The following is a 16,687-nucleotide window of genomic DNA, read 5'->3' on the forward strand; positions in this document are numbered from 1 at the left end:
GCCCGTCTGAGACGGGCTTTTTAATGAGAGCCGTCAGCAGTTTAATTGCTGCGCTCTGTTGAGCGTCGGTCGCGCACAAAAGAAATGACAATATAAACCAACACCAAAGGTAGCAGGCCGTACAAGACGCCCTGAGCCAGCTGCGGCGTATAACTTTGTTGCATGGCAAGAGCAACCAGGTACCAGGTGTAAGCCACATATAACAGCATAAATAGCAGGCCTTCAAAGCGGTTCACCATGGAACCGATAAAGAACAGCGGGACACAAAGTAAGGCCACACCCACCATTACCGGAATATCCAGCGCAACCATCTGGGCACCGGCCATTAATGGGGTCGGAGAAACCAGACCTGACAAACCCAGTACGCATAAGATATTAAAGATATTGCTGCCAACCACATTACCGACAGCGATATCACGCTCGCCACGCATGGTGGCTACAATGGAGGTCACAACTTCGGGTAATGAGGTGCCGGCGGCAACGATGGTCAGGCCAATCACGGCTTCGTTAACACCAAAAGTGCGGGCAATTTCGACTGCACTTTCGACCAGCCAGCGGGCCCCCAACACCAACAGCGCCAGACCAATGAGCAGGAATAATAGGTTTTGCCACATCGGTGCTGGTGTTTTCAGCATAGCTTCAACTTCTTCGTCCGCTGTATCTGTACCTTTGGCTTTGCCTTGTTTGAATAAAAACCAGGTGTAAGACAACAACCCAAGAAATAACAACGTCGCTTCCCATCGGCTGATTGCGCCGTCGAGCGTCATTAGCCACGCCACGACGGACACCAGTACCATGATGGGTACGTCCTGGCGAATAAGCTGGCGGGAAATGATCAGCGGCGAAATCATAGCCGCAGCGCCCAGAATAAATAACACGTTAAAAATATTGCTGCCGACAGCGTTTGCTATGGCCAGTTCTGCCTGACCGGACCAGGCCGATTTCACACTGACGGCCAGCTCTGGTGCGCTGGTGCCAAAAGCGACCACGGTTAAACCTATCACCAGGGCCGGAATGCCAAAAGCACCCGCCAACCGTGCGGCACCTTTGACTAACAAATCGGCGCCAATTACCAACAGCACTAAACCAACTCCAAGCATTACCCAGGTCATAGTTACCTCATCAGAAAATTACTGTGGCTAATCTAGTGGAAAAGCGAAGCGCAGGAAAGGGGAGATCGAAAAAGGCCCGGTGGAAACCGGGCCTTGAGGAGCTTAATGCTGCAGTACGACTTTGTAACCCGTTTCTGTATCCGGGTCTTTTTCTGCCACCAGCAAATACGAAGCACCTGCTTCTAAAGTGACAGCGTCGGTCTGGTCGAGCAGGGTTTTGTTATTGTTGCTGTCGCGACGAACTAACAGTACTGAGTAAGTGTTAGCTGGCAGGGTCATTGAAACTGCCGTTGCGTCGTTCAACGAGCTGATGTAGTACGAGGTCGTTTCCATGGTTTTATCCGGAGCCACGAAATACAGGCTGACATTGTCGAAATCGGGGATCACGTTCACCACGTTAAAGATAAAGTCATAAATTTGTGGTGTCTGACTGTCAGTCACCGTCAGTGAGGTGGCATTGCCGCTGGCATCTTTGTAATACACCAGCGTTTTGCTTTGACCCTGATTCAGAGTCAGCAGACCGTTAGGGATCAGGCCGCCATTTTCCGATTTAAGACTGGCCCGGTAATCTCCATGTGGCAGCTCCAGATAACTGGTCAAGGTATCTGGGGTCAGACTGGTCATTACTGGTGTGGAACTGGTGGTACCCAGATACACATTGGCATTGGTGTAGTCATTCAGGCTGTTGTAAACCCGGAACTGCGCATTGGCGTTCACGTCTTCCAGTGTGTAGACAGTGGTGGTATTGCCAATCAGATCCAGTGCGATCTTTTCTTTCAGTGGGCCGGCATTGTCACGCAGTGCCAGCACATAGTCGGTTTCATAGCTGAATGCATAAACCGGGCTTTGCAGTAACAGAGTGCGGGTGCCTGCTTCGGTCACATACAGGATGTAACTGCCCAAATCGTAGGTGGCGAGTTCAGTATGAGCGTATTGAGCTGCAGTACCCACCAGCACAGCATCGTCAAAGTCTTCGGTGGATTTGCTCAGATACAGGTCCACGTTCTGGCTGGAACCAAGCAAGTTCACAAAGTACAGGTTGAATTGTTCATCCAGTTCGTCGTCACGCTCGAAGCTCAGGTTCAGCAGTTGCGGGCTGCTGTAGTCGCCAGCCATCATCAGAATGGTTTTCTGACTCTTCTTGGTGGTGACGCTGTCATCCATCACGCTGATTTCATCGCCGCTGTCATCGTAATAACTCAGACCAACGTCGTAAGTGGCAGCATCCAGTGTCACTACCGAGGTGGAATCACCAAAGTAAGCGGAACCTAAGCTGTATTCTTCATCGTCACTGTCGGTCAATGTGACAGTGGTGGTGGCGCTGTTGTAAGAGGCATTGTAAAACTGCAGGTAGGTATTTGGGTAAGTATCATTGCCTTCAGACGAGCTGCTGCCGCCACAGGCGGTCAACAACAATGAGGCCGACAGACACAAGACTACACGTAACATGGATTCTGTTTCCTTAGACGTTAAATTCGGCCATCAGAACAGAAAATCCTGCCAGGGTTCAGGCCTTTAACTGGCTTTTACCCTGGCTTACATAACTAAACATTACCGATCTTAACTTGGCGCTGCCGGACTCAGCTGTGGCTTTGTTCTGCCTGCTGCATACGCCAGAGGCGGGCGTAATGGCCTTGTTGCTGCAATAGCTGTTGATGCGTACCTTGTTCTACTACACGGCCCTGGTCCAGCACCAAAATCTGGTCGGCGTCGGTAATGGTCGATAAGCGGTGGGCAATCACCAGAGTGCTATGGTTACGCGCCAGCTGCTTTAAGGCTTGCAACACCGCGGTTTCCACGCCTGAATCCAGCGCCGAGGTGGCTTCGTCAAACACCAGGATCGGGGCGTTTTTCAGTAACACACGGGCTATAGCGATACGTTGTTTTTCACCACCAGAAACTTTCAGACCTCGCTCACCCACTAAAGTCTGGTCGCCGTCTGGCAGGGACTGAATAAAAGGACGCAACTGCGCTGCTTCTATCGCCATATCCACTTCCTGCTCGGTGGCATCGGGCCGGCCGTAATGAATGTTTTCTCTGATGCTGATATTGAACAGCACCGTATCTTGCGGCACCACAGCGATGGCGCTTCGCAGCGAGTGCTGGCTGATGTCACGGATATCCTGACCATCAATACAAATGGCGCCTTGCTGCACGTCATAAAAACGGAATAGCAGCCGGGCAATGGTGCTTTTGCCCGCGCCCGAGGTGCCGACTATGGCCAGCTTCCGGCCTGGGGCCAGTTCAAAACTGCAATTTTGTAAAATCGGCCTGTTGGCCTGATAAGCAAAACTGACCTGGGAAAAACTGATCTGGCCGCCGCGGATCTGCAGTTCTGCTGCCGACGGCTTATCAATAACGCTGCTGTGCTGATTCAGCAGCCCGAGCATATTTTCCAAATCTGTTAATGAGCGTTTTATTTCCCGGTACACAAAACCTAAAAAATTCAGCGGAATAAACAGCTGCAGCATATAGGCATTCACCATCGCCAAATCACCCAGCGTCAATTGCTTCGCCACAACATCGCGGGCGGCCAGCCACATCAGCACAGTGACCGCCAGCGCAATAATCAAGGCCTGACCACTGTTTAACGCCAGCAGGGACAGGCGGTTTTTTAATTTAGCCCGCTCTGCCCGCTGCAGGTGGGTATCGTAAATGCCGGCTTCATAGGCTTCGTTATTGAAGTATTTGACCGTCTCATAGTTGATCAGGCTTTCGACAGCGCGGCTGCTGCTGGCTGAATCCGCCAGATTGGCTTCACGAATGTATTGGTTGCGCCATTCGGTGGCATAAAAGGTAAAGGCCATATAGGCCGCAATGGCCAGTAAGGTGGCGGTGACATACCAGAACGAAAACAAACCAGCGAAGATGGCCATCACCAGCACAATCTCCAGCAGGGTTGGCGCAATGTTGAACATCAGAAAACGCATCAGAAAGCCCATGCCTTGCAGGCCGCGCTCTATATCGCGACTGACGCCACCGGTTTGGCGGTTCAGATGAAAACTCAAATCCAGCTGGTGTAAATGGCTAAACACGGTCAGGCCAATCTGACGCATCGCATGTTCTGTCACCCGGCTAAACAGGGCGTCGCGCACTTCAGCGAAGAACACAGAGCCAAAGCGCAGCAAGCCATACCAGAGCACCAGCGCGACAGGCACGGCGATCAGTTGGGTCAGGCCTGGGTCCATTGCGTCTATGGTTAGTTTCAGCAGATAAGGAAGAGCGAGGGTTGCGGCTTTGGCGGCAATGAGCGCCACGACGGCCCAGATCACATGGTGTTTAAAGGTCCACAGATAAGGCCAGATATAACTGACGCTTTGACGAAAGGTAAATGCTGACGCAGAGCGGGCTGCGTCAGGTCGCTTGCTGTTACCCATGCCACGCATTGGATGTCTCCGAAAGCCTGGCCAGCATGGCAGGCTATTGATAAGTACAAAGATAAGCGGTGTCGATTGCAACTTTCAGCTGAAATTTACTGTGGGCAGGCACTTCAAAACTCTGGCCTTTGCTGAACAGCTGCCAGTTCTGCTGGCCAGGCAATAATACCTGCAGTGCGCCGCTAATCACAGTCATCACTTCGTGTTGGCTGGTGCCAAACTCATAATCGCCAGGTGCCATCACGCCGACTGTGGCAGGCAGTTGCTCGCCCTGAAAACCAATGGATGTCACCTTGCCGTCAAAATAGCTGTTTACCTTAAACATAGTTGCTCCTGTTACTGAATTTCGCTGTCAGCAGTAGAGCGGATTTGTATAGAAAATGAAAGAGATTTCTAACAGTCTGGATGGCTAAATGTTTTGTGATGCAGCCTGGCCTGAATGGCTGCGCAGGAATTGACATTGAAAATGTACACAGAGCGCAGATGAAATTGTAACTTTTTGTACCATTTTGGTGCGAATTGTCAGAAATTCGGGATGGTTTTGCTTAGATATTGGTCTAATACTGCTTATTTTATTACTGTGTTTGTAGTTTTTATTGTATTTATCATTTATGCTGTTGTTGGTTAAAGACCCGCTCATGTACTATTTCGCCGGTCACTATAGACTATGTGCAAGTTATAGATGGCGGCAGAACATTGAACCTTGCAGCCACGCTGTTGTTGGCACCCGTCTGAAAAGGAGTCGAACTGTGGTTACTCAAAAAATAGGCCTTGCAGGCCGCCTGGCAATAGCTTTTGCTATCCCATTATCCCTGTTAGTTTTAATCGCTGTACTTAGTGTCTGGTCGTTGAATTCGATGCAGGCAGGTCTGAGAACTGTTTACCTCGACAGAGTAGTACCGCTTGAGGGATTAAAACGCATTGCGGATTTATACGCCGTCTCAGTCATTGACGCCGTGAACAAAGCTAATGCCGGATTATTCAGTTCTGACGAGGCGTTGGAGCAGGTCAAAATGGCGCAGCAGGGCATCAGCTCCGAGTGGAAAGCCTATATGGCGACCACCATGACCGTTGAAGAGGCACAGCTGGCGCGTCAGGCCGAGCAATTGTTTGTGGCTGCAGATCAGGATATCCGAACCTTGCAGAACTTTTTGCAGCAAAATTCTGCAGACTTATCGGGAAAGATGACCGATTTCGACGGCCCTCTTTACCAGAGTATTGACCCAATCAGCAGTAAAGTGACTGAGTTAGTCGACTTGCAATTGCGGGTCGCGGAAAACGAATTCAAAAAAGCTGAAAATCTTTACCAACAAAATCTCTGGCTGATTGCGATTATGGCGTTACTGGCAATTGCAGGTTCTGTCGCCGCGGCTTATCGGGTTGTCCATAACACCTTAGGGCATTTGGGCGGTGAGCCTGAATATGCAGCCATGATTGTGCGGCGGGTCGCCAATGGCGAGTTGAATCTGACCATTGACCTGAAACAACAAACAGGCAACAGCTTATTGCACAATCTGGGCGCTATGGTGCAGCAACTGCGGGGCATTGTGATTGAACTGAAACAAAGCTCTGATGCACTGGATCAGGCGGCTCATGAACTGGCCGTCAGCAGTGAACAAAGCACTCAGCAATTGATGATGCAGTATCGTGAAGTGGATGGCGTTTCTACGGCGATGAATGAAATGAGCAGTAGTGTGGCCGATGTGGCGCACAGTGCGGCTCAGGCCGCCACGAATAGCGAAGAGGCGGAAGCTGGTTTGCGTAATTCGGCGCAAGTGATGGCAAAAACCCAGAGCGCGGTGTCGGAGTTGTCTTCACAAGTGCAAGTGAGTACCGATTTGATTGGCCAGCTGTCTGCTCACAGTGAACAGATAGGCCAGGTGGTGGATGTGATCCGCGGCGTGGCCGAGCAAACCAATCTGTTGGCACTGAATGCGGCCATTGAAGCGGCCAGGGCGGGTGAGCAAGGGCGGGGTTTTGCTGTGGTGGCTGATGAAGTCCGTACGCTGGCCAGCCGCACTCAGGATTCTACCGCCGCGATCCAACAAATGATCAGTACCCTGTATCAGGGCGTACAATCCACTGTGGCGGCTATGAAGATGAATCAGCAGCATGCCGGTGTGATGTTGGATTTGGTGGGTGACAGCCAACAGGTCTTTAATGGCATTCGTCAATCGATGGCGCAAATCCAGCAGATGAACGGACAAATTGCCAGTGCGGCAGAGCAGCAAAGCCATGTTTCAGAGGAAATTAATCGCAACCTGATGCAAATAAAAGGCTCGGCCGAATTATCTGCCGCGGCGTCAGAACAGGTGTCCCGTGCCAGTGTGGAACTCAGCCAGATAGCCAACCGGCTGACCGGCCATGTGAATTTCTTTAAGTTAGCCTGAACCTAAAAAAAGCCCGGCGTCAGCTTAATGCCGATCAGATAAGCAGTTTTTATGCAAAAACTGCTTATCTATTCACGAGTTGGTTCAGCTGCAGCGGAAAAGGCAAAGCCCACGCAGACCCGCCGTGAACCCATCCCTGGGGGGCAGCGTAGCGTGTTGTTCGGCATCCGGCCCTGTGCAGAGCAAAGGGCGTTCTTGCGGCGATAAGCCAAATTATTGGCTTATAGAAATCCCGCAATCACCCTCACAGGGTCTGCTTAGTGCTTTACCTTTCCTCGCTTTGAATAGATTCAGTGCGTTTACTGTTTTCGTTCAGGTGAATCTTGATACTGATTCACAAAAAACAATGCCAGTCAGCTTAACTGACTGGCATTACGGCGTCAGCCGGGCTTTTTTCATCAGAACTTATAGACGGCGGAGCCCAAAGGTGGCAGCTCGACTTTCAGGCTGGTTTTGCCTTGTTCAACCTTCAGTACGCTGTCTGCACCACCAAGTAAATCTTTGGCCTGATGCTCGCCTTGGTTCAGCTGCCATTGCTGCACTAGCTCGGCAGGCAACTGCAGCTCGTAGCGTTGTGATGCCTCTGCGTCAAAGTTGCTGACCACCACCACTTTGTCTTTGCTGTCAAAACGGACAAAAGCGTAGCTCTTATCGGTGTAACCTGCTGTGCTTTTGTTCAGTTGATGCAGTGGCTGATACTGGCCTTTAAACACGGCTTCAGACGCTGACAGGTTGAGCAGCACCCGGTAAAACTGACGCAGCTGTTGTTGTTCTTTGGTCAGTAGGCCGCCATCGTACTTGCCGTTATTTAACCAGGCTTGATGAGCGGGTACCCCGGCATAATCAAAAATACTGGTGCGGCTGGGGTCGCCAAAGCCTGAATCCAGGGCGCCGGCTTCGCCGACTTCCTGGCCGAAATACAGCATGGTCGGCGAACTGCTGATGAGGGTTGATACCACCATCGCAGGTTTGGCTTTATTGGCATCGCCGGCAAATTCCGGGCTGGCGATGCGTTGTTCGTCGTGATTTTCCAGGAAATGCAGCATATGAGATTCAATGTCGGCCATGCCTTGTTGCACCTGAGCAATACGGTCGGTGCTGCCTTTGCCTTGCATAATCAGCTTCAGGCTGTCGTACATTTCTACTTTGTCGTACAGGTAATCCATTTTGCCCTGATGCAGGTAATCACGGTACAGCGCCGGGTTGTACACTTCGGCCAGCAAAAAAGCGTCCGGGTTCTTCTGCTTGATGCTGGAGTTTAAAAAGCTCCAGAATTCGACCGGCACCATTTCCGCCATATCAAAGCGGAAACCATCCACTCCTTTTTCCAGCCAGTAGTAGGCAATATCCCGGAACTTCAGCCAGGAGTTCGGCACTGACTTGCCTTGCCAGAAGGCAAAGTGCTCAGCCACGGATTTGTCGGCGTAATTGGCCGGCAGCCGGTCAAAATCGTAACTGCCGTCAGGTTTTACCCCGTAGTTAATTTTGACGGTTTCATACCAGTCGTTGAAGTCCGGTTGCGCCAGTCGTGAACCATTGCCTGTCCACTTCGCCGGGTTTTCGGCAAACTGACCGTCAGCCAATGGGTGTGCTTCGCCGCCTAAAGGCTGGTAACCGTTTTGTGCTACTGGTACCTGAAAAGGCTGGCCCACCACGTAATAGAAGTTGTTGTCTCTTTTGTATTCAACGCTGGTGTCGTCTGAGGCACCAAAGTCTTCCACGCCTGCGGGTTTATCCAGCGACTGGTAGTGGCGGGCCACATGGTTGGGCACTATGTCGATAATCACTTTCAGGCCATGCTGGTGGGTTCTGTTGATTAGCGCCTGAAATTCCTCCAGACGTTTGGCAGGGTCTACTGCCAGGTCCGGGTTGACGCTGTAATAGTCTTTGACGGCATACGGAGAGCCGGCCCGGCCTTTCACCACATCCGGGTCGTCATTGCTGATGCCGTAGGCACTGTAATCGCGGATCAGGGCGTGGTGCAGTACCCCTGTGTACCAGACATGGCTGACGCCCAGCTCTTTAATGCCTGCCAGTGCGGCGTCATTGATGTCATTAAATTTGCCGACACCGTTTTGCTCAATGCTCCCCCAAGGCTGATTGGCGCTGTTACTGTTGCCAAACAGGCGGGTAAACATTTGGTAAACCACGGTTTTTCCAGCAGGTGACGGCATTGCTTGTTGCGGAGTCTGTGCTGCAGCCGATACTTGGGCTGTTGGCGTCGGCATCTCGGTTTTACCGCAGGACACCAGCATCGCCAGTGCCAAAGCACTTAAGGCGTAGCGGCTGACAGGGAAGGTTAACTTGTGCATGGTCGACAGTATCCTTGTATCTCTTCTGACTTTTTCGGCTCATGCTAACACAGCCATTGAGCAGGGCCCTGCCAGTGCATACGTTTGCAGTCTGAGGTTCCATGTTTTTGCCCGTTATGGTTATAGTGCGACTGTATTGAAACAGGAGTTCAGCTTAGATGAATACAAAATCAACACTACCAACTTTTTTTGTGCTCGCAATGGCAGCAAAGGCAGTACAGGCCGAGCCCACAGCACCGCAGCTGGCATTTTTTAATCAGTTGTCCGCTCTTTGTGGCCAGTCATTTATAGGCAAAGTGGTTGAAGACAATCAGCCCAGCCCTGCGTTTTCCGGCGAGATGCTGATGCATGTGCGGGATTGCAGCGCCAGTGAAATTCAGATCCCTTTTGTTGTTGGCGAAAACCGCTCCCGTACCTGGATCATCAGTAAAACTGCGGATGGCCTGCGGCTGAAACATCAACACAAACACCAGGATGGCACGGACGATGTGTCGACACTGTATGGCGGCGATACAGTGAGTGAGGGCAGTGCCCAGCATCAAAGCTTTCCGGCCGATGCCTATTCGAAAGACTTATTCCTGCGAACCAGTATGCCTCAGTCCACAGGCAATACCTGGCATTTGTACCTGTATCCTCAAGACCGTTTCAGTTACCGCCTCAGTCGCGAAGGCCGGGAATTTCGGGTGGATTTTGACCTGACCAAGCCGGTCGCAACGCCCGCCGCGGCCTGGGGGGCTGAAAAAAACAGCATTTAACCACAAGCACCCGAAAAGCCGCGACCAGTCCCCTAGGCAGTGGCGGCAGCCTTGGTTTAGGATGTTCATGCTAGGAACGTCCGCCATTCGGGTGGAGAGCACAACACATAAAACAATAAAATTCCGGGAGTGATTATGAAATCCTTCACAGGCTGGTCAGCCTCTGCGCTGGCGTTGAGTCTGGCCCTGACTGGTTGTAATAAACCAGCTGAGCCAAGTCAGACTGCCGAATCTGCCGCCCCAGCGGCTGTGGCCGATACTGCACCATTGCAGGACACCAATTTTAACCCTGCTTACAAAGACTATCTGAAAACGCTGGCGTCTGATGAGTTTCAGGGCCGGATGCCTGCCACCCCAGGTGAAGAAAAAACCATTAATTACATCAGCGAACAGTTTAAGCGTATCGGTTTAAAAGGCATTGATGGCGACAGCTATCTGCAACCAGTCTCCCTGGTGCGGATTGACCCGAAAGAGGTGTCATCGCTGAAGCTGTCCGGTGACAAGTTCAATGCCGAATTAACCTACAAAGAACAAATGATGGCCTGGACTACCCAGGTGCAGGAACAGGTTGAAGTCAAAGACAGTGAGATGGTGTTTGTTGGCTATGGCATCGTGGCTCCGGAATACAACTGGAACGACTACGAAGGTCTGGACGTCAAAGGCAAAACCGTGGTGATGTTTGTCAACGACCCGGGTTTTGCGACTAAAGATCCTGCGCTGTTCACTGGTAATGCCATGACCTATTACGGCCGCTGGACCTACAAGTTCGAAGAAGCAGCCCGTCATGGCGCAGCTATGGCGCTGATTATTCATGAAACTGAACCTGCGTCTTATGGTTGGCAGGTGATTGCGGGTGGCTCGCCGACCAAGTTTGACCTGATCAACCCAAACAAAAACATGGACCGCTCTGTGGTTGAAGGCTGGCTGACCACTGAATCTGCTCAGCAGTTGTTTGCGTCGATGAACACCGATATCGAAGCCATGCGTCAAAAAGCGTTGAGCAAAGATTTCGCACCAATGCCACTGAATGTCAAAGCCTCAGTGTCAGTGAAAAGCCATATCAGTGAGCTGACCTCCAACAACGTGATGGGCTATATCGAAGGTTCTGAAAAACCAGACGAAGTCGTACTCTATATGGCGCACTGGGACCATTTGGGTGTGGATTTCTCCAACCCGAATGACAAGGTTTTTAACGGTGCGCAGGACAATGCCAGCGGTACAGCAGCGGTAATTGCCATGGCAGAACATTTTGCCAGCCAGCCAAAACCTAAGCGTTCAGTCGCTTTCCTGGCGGTGACTGCCGAAGAGCGCGGTTTATTGGGCTCGGCCTGGTATGCCAAAAATCCGGTATTCCCGCTGAACAAGACGGTTGCTGGTATCAATATGGACGTGATGAATGTTTATGGTCCAATGAAAGACATGGTGGTGGTGGGTTACAACAACTCTGAGTTGGAAAAGACCCTGACCAAATACTCCGAGCAACAAGGCCGTTATGTGGCGCCTGAACCAAGCCCTGAGCACGGTTCATTCTACCGCTCAGACCACTTCAATCTGGCCAAAGTGGGGGTGCCAATGCTGTATGCCAAAGGCGGCATTGACAGCTTTGCCCACGGCAAGGAGTGGGGCATGGCTCAGAAGAAAGACTACAACAGTTGCTGTTACCACAAAGTGGCTGACGAGTTCAGCGATAGCTGGGACTTAGGCGGTGCTCAGCAGGATATGGCCGTGTTCTACCGTGTCGGTAACGACATCGCCAATTCTGCACAATGGCCAAACTGGTTCGAAGGCCGCGAGTTCCGCGCCATTCGTGACGCTTCTCTGGCGAAGTAACGCCGCGAAGTTCAACAAGGAGGCAGAGCCAGAGCTCTGCCTTTTCATATCATCGACAAAGCGGGTTTTTATGAAACGCATACTCTTCACCACGGCCTTGTGCCTCAGCGCCTCTGTGCAGGCCGCTCCATTGCCACAAACCGACTTCGGCACCAATTTTTCCGGGTACTTTGAGAAGCTGGCGTCTGATGAATTGCAAGGCCGCGCACCGGCCACTGAAGGTGAAAAACGCACTATTGCCTATATCTCAGCCGAATTTAAACGCTTGGGCCTGAAGCCATTTCAGGGTGATTCTTACCTGCAAGCCGTTCCTGTGGTGCAGATTGACCCTGTGGCTGTGTCCAGCCTGACTTTATCCGGCGATAAAACCGCTGCCAGTCTGAGTTACAAAACTGACATGATGGCCTGGTCAACCCGGATGGAAACTGACATTCAGGTGAAAGACAGTGAGGTGGTGTTTGCCGGCTACGGCATTGTGGCACCTGAATATGGCTGGAATGACTATAAAGGGCTGGATGTAAAAGGCAAAACTGTGGTGGTGTTGGTGAATGATCCTGGCTATGCCACCAAAGATCCTGCACTCTTTACCGGTAATGCAATGACCTATTACGGTCGCTGGACCTACAAATTTGAAGAAGCTGCGCGTCAGGGCGCAGCCATGGTGCTGATAGTGCATGAAACCGATGCTGCCAGTTATGGCTGGAATGTGGTGGCTGGGACCAGCCCGATCCGCTTTGAACTGGCCAATAAAAATAAAAACAGCCACAGATCCCAGGTCGAAGGCTGGTTGTCGTTGGATGCTGCAGAGCGTTTGTTTAATGCCAACGGTACCAGTCTGAACGAGCTGCGCAAACAAGCATTGCAGAAAGACTTTAAAGCCATTCCGCTGCAGGCAAAAGCCAGTATCAGCATAAAAAACAACCTGCGGGAAATTAACAGTCACAATGTGATTGGTTATATCCCTGGTAGCAAAAAGCCAGATGAAGCCGTGCTTTATATGGCGCATTGGGACCATTTCGGTCTGGATTTCAGTCTTAAAGATGACAAGATTTTTAATGGTGCTCAGGACAACGCCGGTGGTGTGGCCGCGTTAATTGCGCTGGCCGAAAAATACCAGCAAGGCCAGGCGCCAGAGCGCTCAGTGGCCTTTCTGGCAATCACAGTGGAAGAACGTGGCATGCTGGGTTCTGGCTGGTATGCCCAGCATCCGTTGTTCCCGCTGAATAAAACGGTGGCTGGTATCAATATGGACGTGATCAACGTCTACGGCCCGATGAAAGATGTGATGGTGTTTGGTTATGGCAGCTCCGAGCTGGAGCCGGTGCTGGACAGGTATGCCAAAGCGCAGCAGCGTTATCTGGCGCCAGAGCCCACGCCACAGGATGGTTTCTACTACCGTTCTGACCACTTCCAGCTGGCGAAAAAGGGCATTCCTATGCTGTATGCCCGTGGTGGTGTCGACCATGTTGAATTTGGCAAAGAATGGGGTTTGCAGCAGCGCGCCGACTATGTGAAAAACTACTATCACAAGGTCACAGATGAGTTTGACCCCAAGTGGGATTTACGCGGCGCCGAGCAGGATTTATGGCTGTTTTACCAGGTGGGTCAGGAACTGGCGAATGGTGACAGCTGGCCAAACTGGAACCAAGGGAAAGAATTTAAAGCGGCACGTGATGCATCGTTGAAAAATTAACTAGTTGATAACTATTGAAAAACCGGCTGTACAGCCGGTTTTTTTATGGCTGAAATTGAAAGCTCTGCAGTAAAAAATGCCATACATCTTTTAATACTACAAATAGCCAAATTTTGTTCATCTGTCAGTTGACAGCTTATTAATCATACAATAGCATCATTCGAGAAGTGATAATAAGCCTCAATCGTCAATTTGCAGTGAAGGCGATGAAGGCAAACAAAAAGCCAACGACAAGGGGAGAACAAATGCAGAGCTTTAAGCCTTCCGTGCTGAGCGCTGCTGTAACCCTGGCCCTCGCGGTCAGTAGTACAGCTGTGCTTGCACAACAGAACAATTCCGGCGCAGATAAACCAGACAATGTCGAAGTCATTGAAGTCAAAGGTATTCGCGGCAGTCTGAATAAAGCACTCAACGTGAAGCGTCACGAAGAGCAGATAGTAGACGCCATCGTTGCCGAAGATATCGGCAAGTTTCCAGACAATAATGTGATTGAGTCTTTGCAGCGGGTCACAGGTGTACAGGTGACAAACCGTGGCTCAGGCGAAACTTCCGCTGTATCTATCCGTGGTTTAAGTGATATCACCACCACAGTCAATGGCCGTAATATCTTTACTGCGGCTGGTACAGCCGTCGCGCTGCAGGATATTCCTGCCAGCCTGCTGAAGCAGGTTGACGTCTATAAAACCCGTTCTGCCAGCCAAATCGAAAGCGGCATTGCCGGCTCCATTGATGTAAAAACGCACCGGCCTTTTGATTTTGATGGCCTGAAGGTCGTAGCTGCCGGTCGTGGCATTTACACTGAACAAAATGAAGAAACCAATCCGGCCATTAGTGCGCTGGCCAGCAACAGATGGGAACTGGATTCAGGTGAATTTGGTGCTTTGGTCAATATCTCCTATTCCCGTATGCGTTACCGTGACCAAAGTGTGACGGCTGGTGCTATGGTGCCTTTTTCTACGGCGAATTCGACCTCTCCTTTTACCCCGTACGAGCGGATCTTTTTAGACCGTGGCGGCGTGGCTGAAAACCCAATCTGGCAACCAGGCTTATTGGACGGTTTACCGTCAGCTGCAGGTTCAACCTTGTTAGTGAACGGCACGCCAACCGAATACATTCTGGGTCGTGACGCCATTTTCCAAAGCGATTTTAACGGTGAGCGTGAACGTCCGGCCGCTAATATTTCGCTGCAATTTGCGCCGAATGAAAAGTCCGAATATGTGTTCGAATCCTTCTACAACGGCTTTCGTAACGAAGGTTTTAACAGCCTGTTGTTCTCCTTCGCCGACTGGTGGGGTGGCTACGGCGGTATGACGCCGGCTCAGGCTGCTAGCGCGGCTAACGTAGTGCTGCATCCGGGTACCAATATTGTGAAGTCGCGTTCTGTACAAGACCCATGGGTCTTTACCAGTGGTGACTTAACCACAGGCCAGACCGACAGCTATCTGCACGCGCTGGGTGGTCGTTGGGATTTAACTGACAACCTGACTCTGAAATCAGAGCTGGTGTATCAGGACAGCAAGTATGAAGGTGACTTCTTTGCGATGCGTTTTATTCGCCCCGGTGCCAACTACAAGCTGAATGTGGATTTTAACAACGGCGGAGGCATTCCTGGTTTTAATTTTGAAGACAACCCAGCGACAGCTGCTGTGAACGAAGGCTCTATGGCTGACCCTTCGGCTTACATCACCGACACCATGTACGACAATGCGAACGAGGATAAAGGTGATGCTATTACCTTTACCACCGACCTGAGTTACCGGCTGGATGGTTTCTTTACCTTGGCCGAAGTCGGTGTGCGCTATGACAAACGTGGTGCAGAAACTGCGTTCAGCCGTCAGGATACCTGCTGTGGTGGTGGTGCCAACGTGGGCACTATTGATGGTTTGGCGTCTATTAACAGCGGCTTTATGGATGGTGAAGCTGATGTGCCAACGTCCTGGGTGGTCGCGGATGGCCACTATATCCGTAATAATGCTGATGAATTCCGCAGCATGTACGGACTGAACAAGCTGGCGCTGCAGCGTTCTTTTGAAATCGATTCGACGACATTATCAGTGTACGCACAAGGTAAATACGAAACTGAAGTTGCAGGCAGAGTGCTGGATGGTGAGATCGGTGTGCGTTATACCGGCATTGATACCGACTCCAACTTCTGGCAGGAAGCGGCTACAGTGGATGCCCAGACACTGACCTCAGGCGAAAGTAAAACCCGTAAAATTCTGCCCAGCCTGACGGCCCGTTACCAGTTAACTGACGACTTGCAAGCCCGTGTGGCCTATACCGAAACACTGCGTTACCCTGGTTTTGGTGATTTGAACCCACTGATTACCTATAACGAAGATGTCACTGGGATAGGCTATGGCACAGCCGGTGGCGGTAACCCGGACCTGAAGCCAACAGAGTCGAAAAACTATGACTTTGCATTGGAATACTACTTTGCTGACGCCAGCTCTATTTACGGTACTTTGTTCCGCCGTGATATTGATGGCTTTGTCGTAGGCTTCCGCCGCGCTGTCACCGCACCTAAATCGGCCACAGATCCGACACCTTATAAATTTATTCTGACTCAGCCTTATAACGCCTCTGAAGGTGAGTTATCCGGTGCAGAACTGGGGGTCGTCTGGTTCCCGGAAAATCTGCCTGCAGTTCTGGATGGTTTCGGTATTCAGGCCAGCTACACCAGCCTGTCTTCCTCGCAAACCACTCCGGATACCAACTCCGAAGGTGAAATTACTGCGTATCGCACTACAGACCTGTTTGGTGTTTCAGATTCGTCATACAGCGTAGTGCTGGCTTATGACAAAGATAAACTGGGTATGCGGTTGTCTTACGCCTGGCGTAAAGACTTCCTGGCCAACTATGAAGCTGCTCTGTTTGCCAACCCGCTGGAAGTTCGCCGTAAATCTGAAGCCAGTATGGACTTCCAGTTAAGCTATCAGTTAACCGATCAGTGGGAACTGACTCTGGATGGGACCAACCTGACCAATGAGCTGTACCAAAGCTACTACGGCAACAACCCGGAGACGAATAACTTCGGCACCGCTCTGTATAGCCGCACCTTTGCTTTGGGCGTGCGTTACAGCATGTAACAGCGGCGAGTCAAAGAGAAAAACCCGGCTGTACAGCCGGGTTTTTTATTGCGCGGCCAGAAACTGGCAGCGTTCAGGGAGTTGTTTGGGGTCAGGTCTTGTGGTCTCGGGGTCAGGTCTTGAATTTTG

10 protein-coding genes are annotated in these 16,687 nt (G+C 51.2%); 5 read left to right on the top strand and 5 right to left on the bottom strand.

Translation table 11 applies throughout. From position 1 onward, the window contains the following. Nucleotides 1-41 precede the first annotated feature (41 nt). The 4 genes from ACFO3I_RS12595 to ppnP all read right to left on the bottom strand — a co-directional run bounded on the left by ACFO3I_RS12595 (nt 42) and on the right by ppnP (nt 4,814). Nucleotides 42-1,112, bottom strand: a complete 1,071-nt coding sequence (locus ACFO3I_RS12595) for a calcium/sodium antiporter (protein WP_377334328.1) — start codon at nt 1,110-1,112, stop codon at nt 42-44. Between the two features lie 102 nt (nt 1,113-1,214). Further along, entirely contained in the window at nt 1,215-2,561 is a 1,347-nt protein-coding gene (locus tag ACFO3I_RS12600) for a DUF4397 domain-containing protein (protein ID WP_377334330.1), read from the bottom strand. Between the two features lie 131 nt (nt 2,562-2,692). Beyond that, the gene (locus ACFO3I_RS12605; RefSeq protein ID WP_377334332.1) at nt 2,693-4,498 is read right to left on the bottom strand and encodes an ABCB family ABC transporter ATP-binding protein/permease; all 1,806 of its coding nucleotides are present in this window, start codon (nt 4,496-4,498) and stop codon (nt 2,693-2,695) included. 34 nt (nt 4,499-4,532) lie between these two features. Next, on the bottom strand, nt 4,533-4,814 hold the full coding sequence (ppnP, locus tag ACFO3I_RS12610) for a pyrimidine/purine nucleoside phosphorylase (RefSeq protein ID WP_377334334.1): 282 nt from the start codon (nt 4,812-4,814) through the stop codon (nt 4,533-4,535). A 424-nt stretch (nt 4,815-5,238) separates the two neighbouring features. Here ppnP and ACFO3I_RS12615 point away from each other — a divergent pair, with 424 nt between their 5' ends. Continuing rightward, the gene (locus ACFO3I_RS12615) at nt 5,239-6,879 is read left to right on the top strand and encodes a methyl-accepting chemotaxis protein (protein ID WP_377334336.1); all 1,641 of its coding nucleotides are present in this window, start codon (nt 5,239-5,241) and stop codon (nt 6,877-6,879) included. A gap of 398 nt (nt 6,880-7,277) precedes the next feature. On the opposite strand, the gene ACFO3I_RS12620 is transcribed toward ACFO3I_RS12615, so the two are convergent. Beyond that, nucleotides 7,278-9,191, bottom strand: coding sequence for an alpha-amylase family glycosyl hydrolase (locus ACFO3I_RS12620; protein ID WP_377334338.1), 1,914 nt, complete (start codon nt 9,189-9,191; stop codon nt 7,278-7,280). A gap of 200 nt (nt 9,192-9,391) precedes the next feature. On the opposite strand from ACFO3I_RS12620, the gene ACFO3I_RS12625 reads away from it, so the two are divergent. The 4 genes from ACFO3I_RS12625 (at nt 9,392) to ACFO3I_RS12640 (ending at nt 16,558) form a co-directional block, all read left to right on the top strand. Next, complete coding sequence (locus ACFO3I_RS12625; protein WP_377334340.1) at nt 9,392-9,946, top strand: hypothetical protein; 555 nt, start codon at nt 9,392-9,394, stop codon at nt 9,944-9,946. Nucleotides 9,947-10,081: 135 nt separating this feature from the next. Then, complete coding sequence (locus tag ACFO3I_RS12630) at nt 10,082-11,776, top strand: M28 family metallopeptidase (RefSeq protein ID WP_377334341.1); 1,695 nt, start codon at nt 10,082-10,084, stop codon at nt 11,774-11,776. Nucleotides 11,777-11,846: 70 nt separating this feature from the next. Then, nucleotides 11,847-13,469, top strand: a complete 1,623-nt coding sequence (locus ACFO3I_RS12635) for a M28 family metallopeptidase (RefSeq protein ID WP_377334343.1) — start codon at nt 11,847-11,849, stop codon at nt 13,467-13,469. A 245-nt stretch (nt 13,470-13,714) separates the two neighbouring features. Further along, nucleotides 13,715-16,558 (top strand): TonB-dependent receptor, encoded by a 2,844-nt coding sequence (locus tag ACFO3I_RS12640; protein ID WP_377334345.1) that lies wholly within the window; start codon nt 13,715-13,717, stop codon nt 16,556-16,558. The last annotated feature ends 129 nt before the right edge of the window (nt 16,559-16,687 follow it).

The sequence above is a fragment of the Rheinheimera marina genome (assembly GCF_042654345.1).
GTDB lineage: Bacteria > Pseudomonadota > Gammaproteobacteria > Enterobacterales > Alteromonadaceae > Pararheinheimera > Pararheinheimera marina.

What these genes read in the sequence shown, in the direction of transcription:
- ACFO3I_RS12600 (WP_377334330.1), bottom strand. Translation starts at nt 2,561, where the DNA reads ATGTTACGTGTAGTCTTGTGTCTGTCGGCCTCATTGTTGTTGACCGCC.
- ACFO3I_RS12640 (WP_377334345.1), top strand. Translation starts at nt 13,715, where the DNA reads ATGCAGAGCTTTAAGCCTTCCGTGCTGAGCGCTGCTGTAACCCTGGCC.
- ACFO3I_RS12595 (WP_377334328.1), bottom strand. Translation starts at nt 1,112, where the DNA reads ATGACCTGGGTAATGCTTGGAGTTGGTTTAGTGCTGTTGGTAATTGGC.
- ppnP (WP_377334334.1), bottom strand. Translation starts at nt 4,814, where the DNA reads ATGTTTAAGGTAAACAGCTATTTTGACGGCAAGGTGACATCCATTGGT.
- ACFO3I_RS12625 (WP_377334340.1), top strand. Translation starts at nt 9,392, where the DNA reads ATGGCAGCAAAGGCAGTACAGGCCGAGCCCACAGCACCGCAGCTGGCA.
- ACFO3I_RS12630 (WP_377334341.1), top strand. Translation starts at nt 10,082, where the DNA reads ATGAAATCCTTCACAGGCTGGTCAGCCTCTGCGCTGGCGTTGAGTCTG.
- ACFO3I_RS12605 (WP_377334332.1), bottom strand. Translation starts at nt 4,498, where the DNA reads ATGCGTGGCATGGGTAACAGCAAGCGACCTGACGCAGCCCGCTCTGCG.
- ACFO3I_RS12620 (WP_377334338.1), bottom strand. Translation starts at nt 9,191, where the DNA reads ATGCACAAGTTAACCTTCCCTGTCAGCCGCTACGCCTTAAGTGCTTTG.
- ACFO3I_RS12635 (WP_377334343.1), top strand. Translation starts at nt 11,847, where the DNA reads ATGAAACGCATACTCTTCACCACGGCCTTGTGCCTCAGCGCCTCTGTG.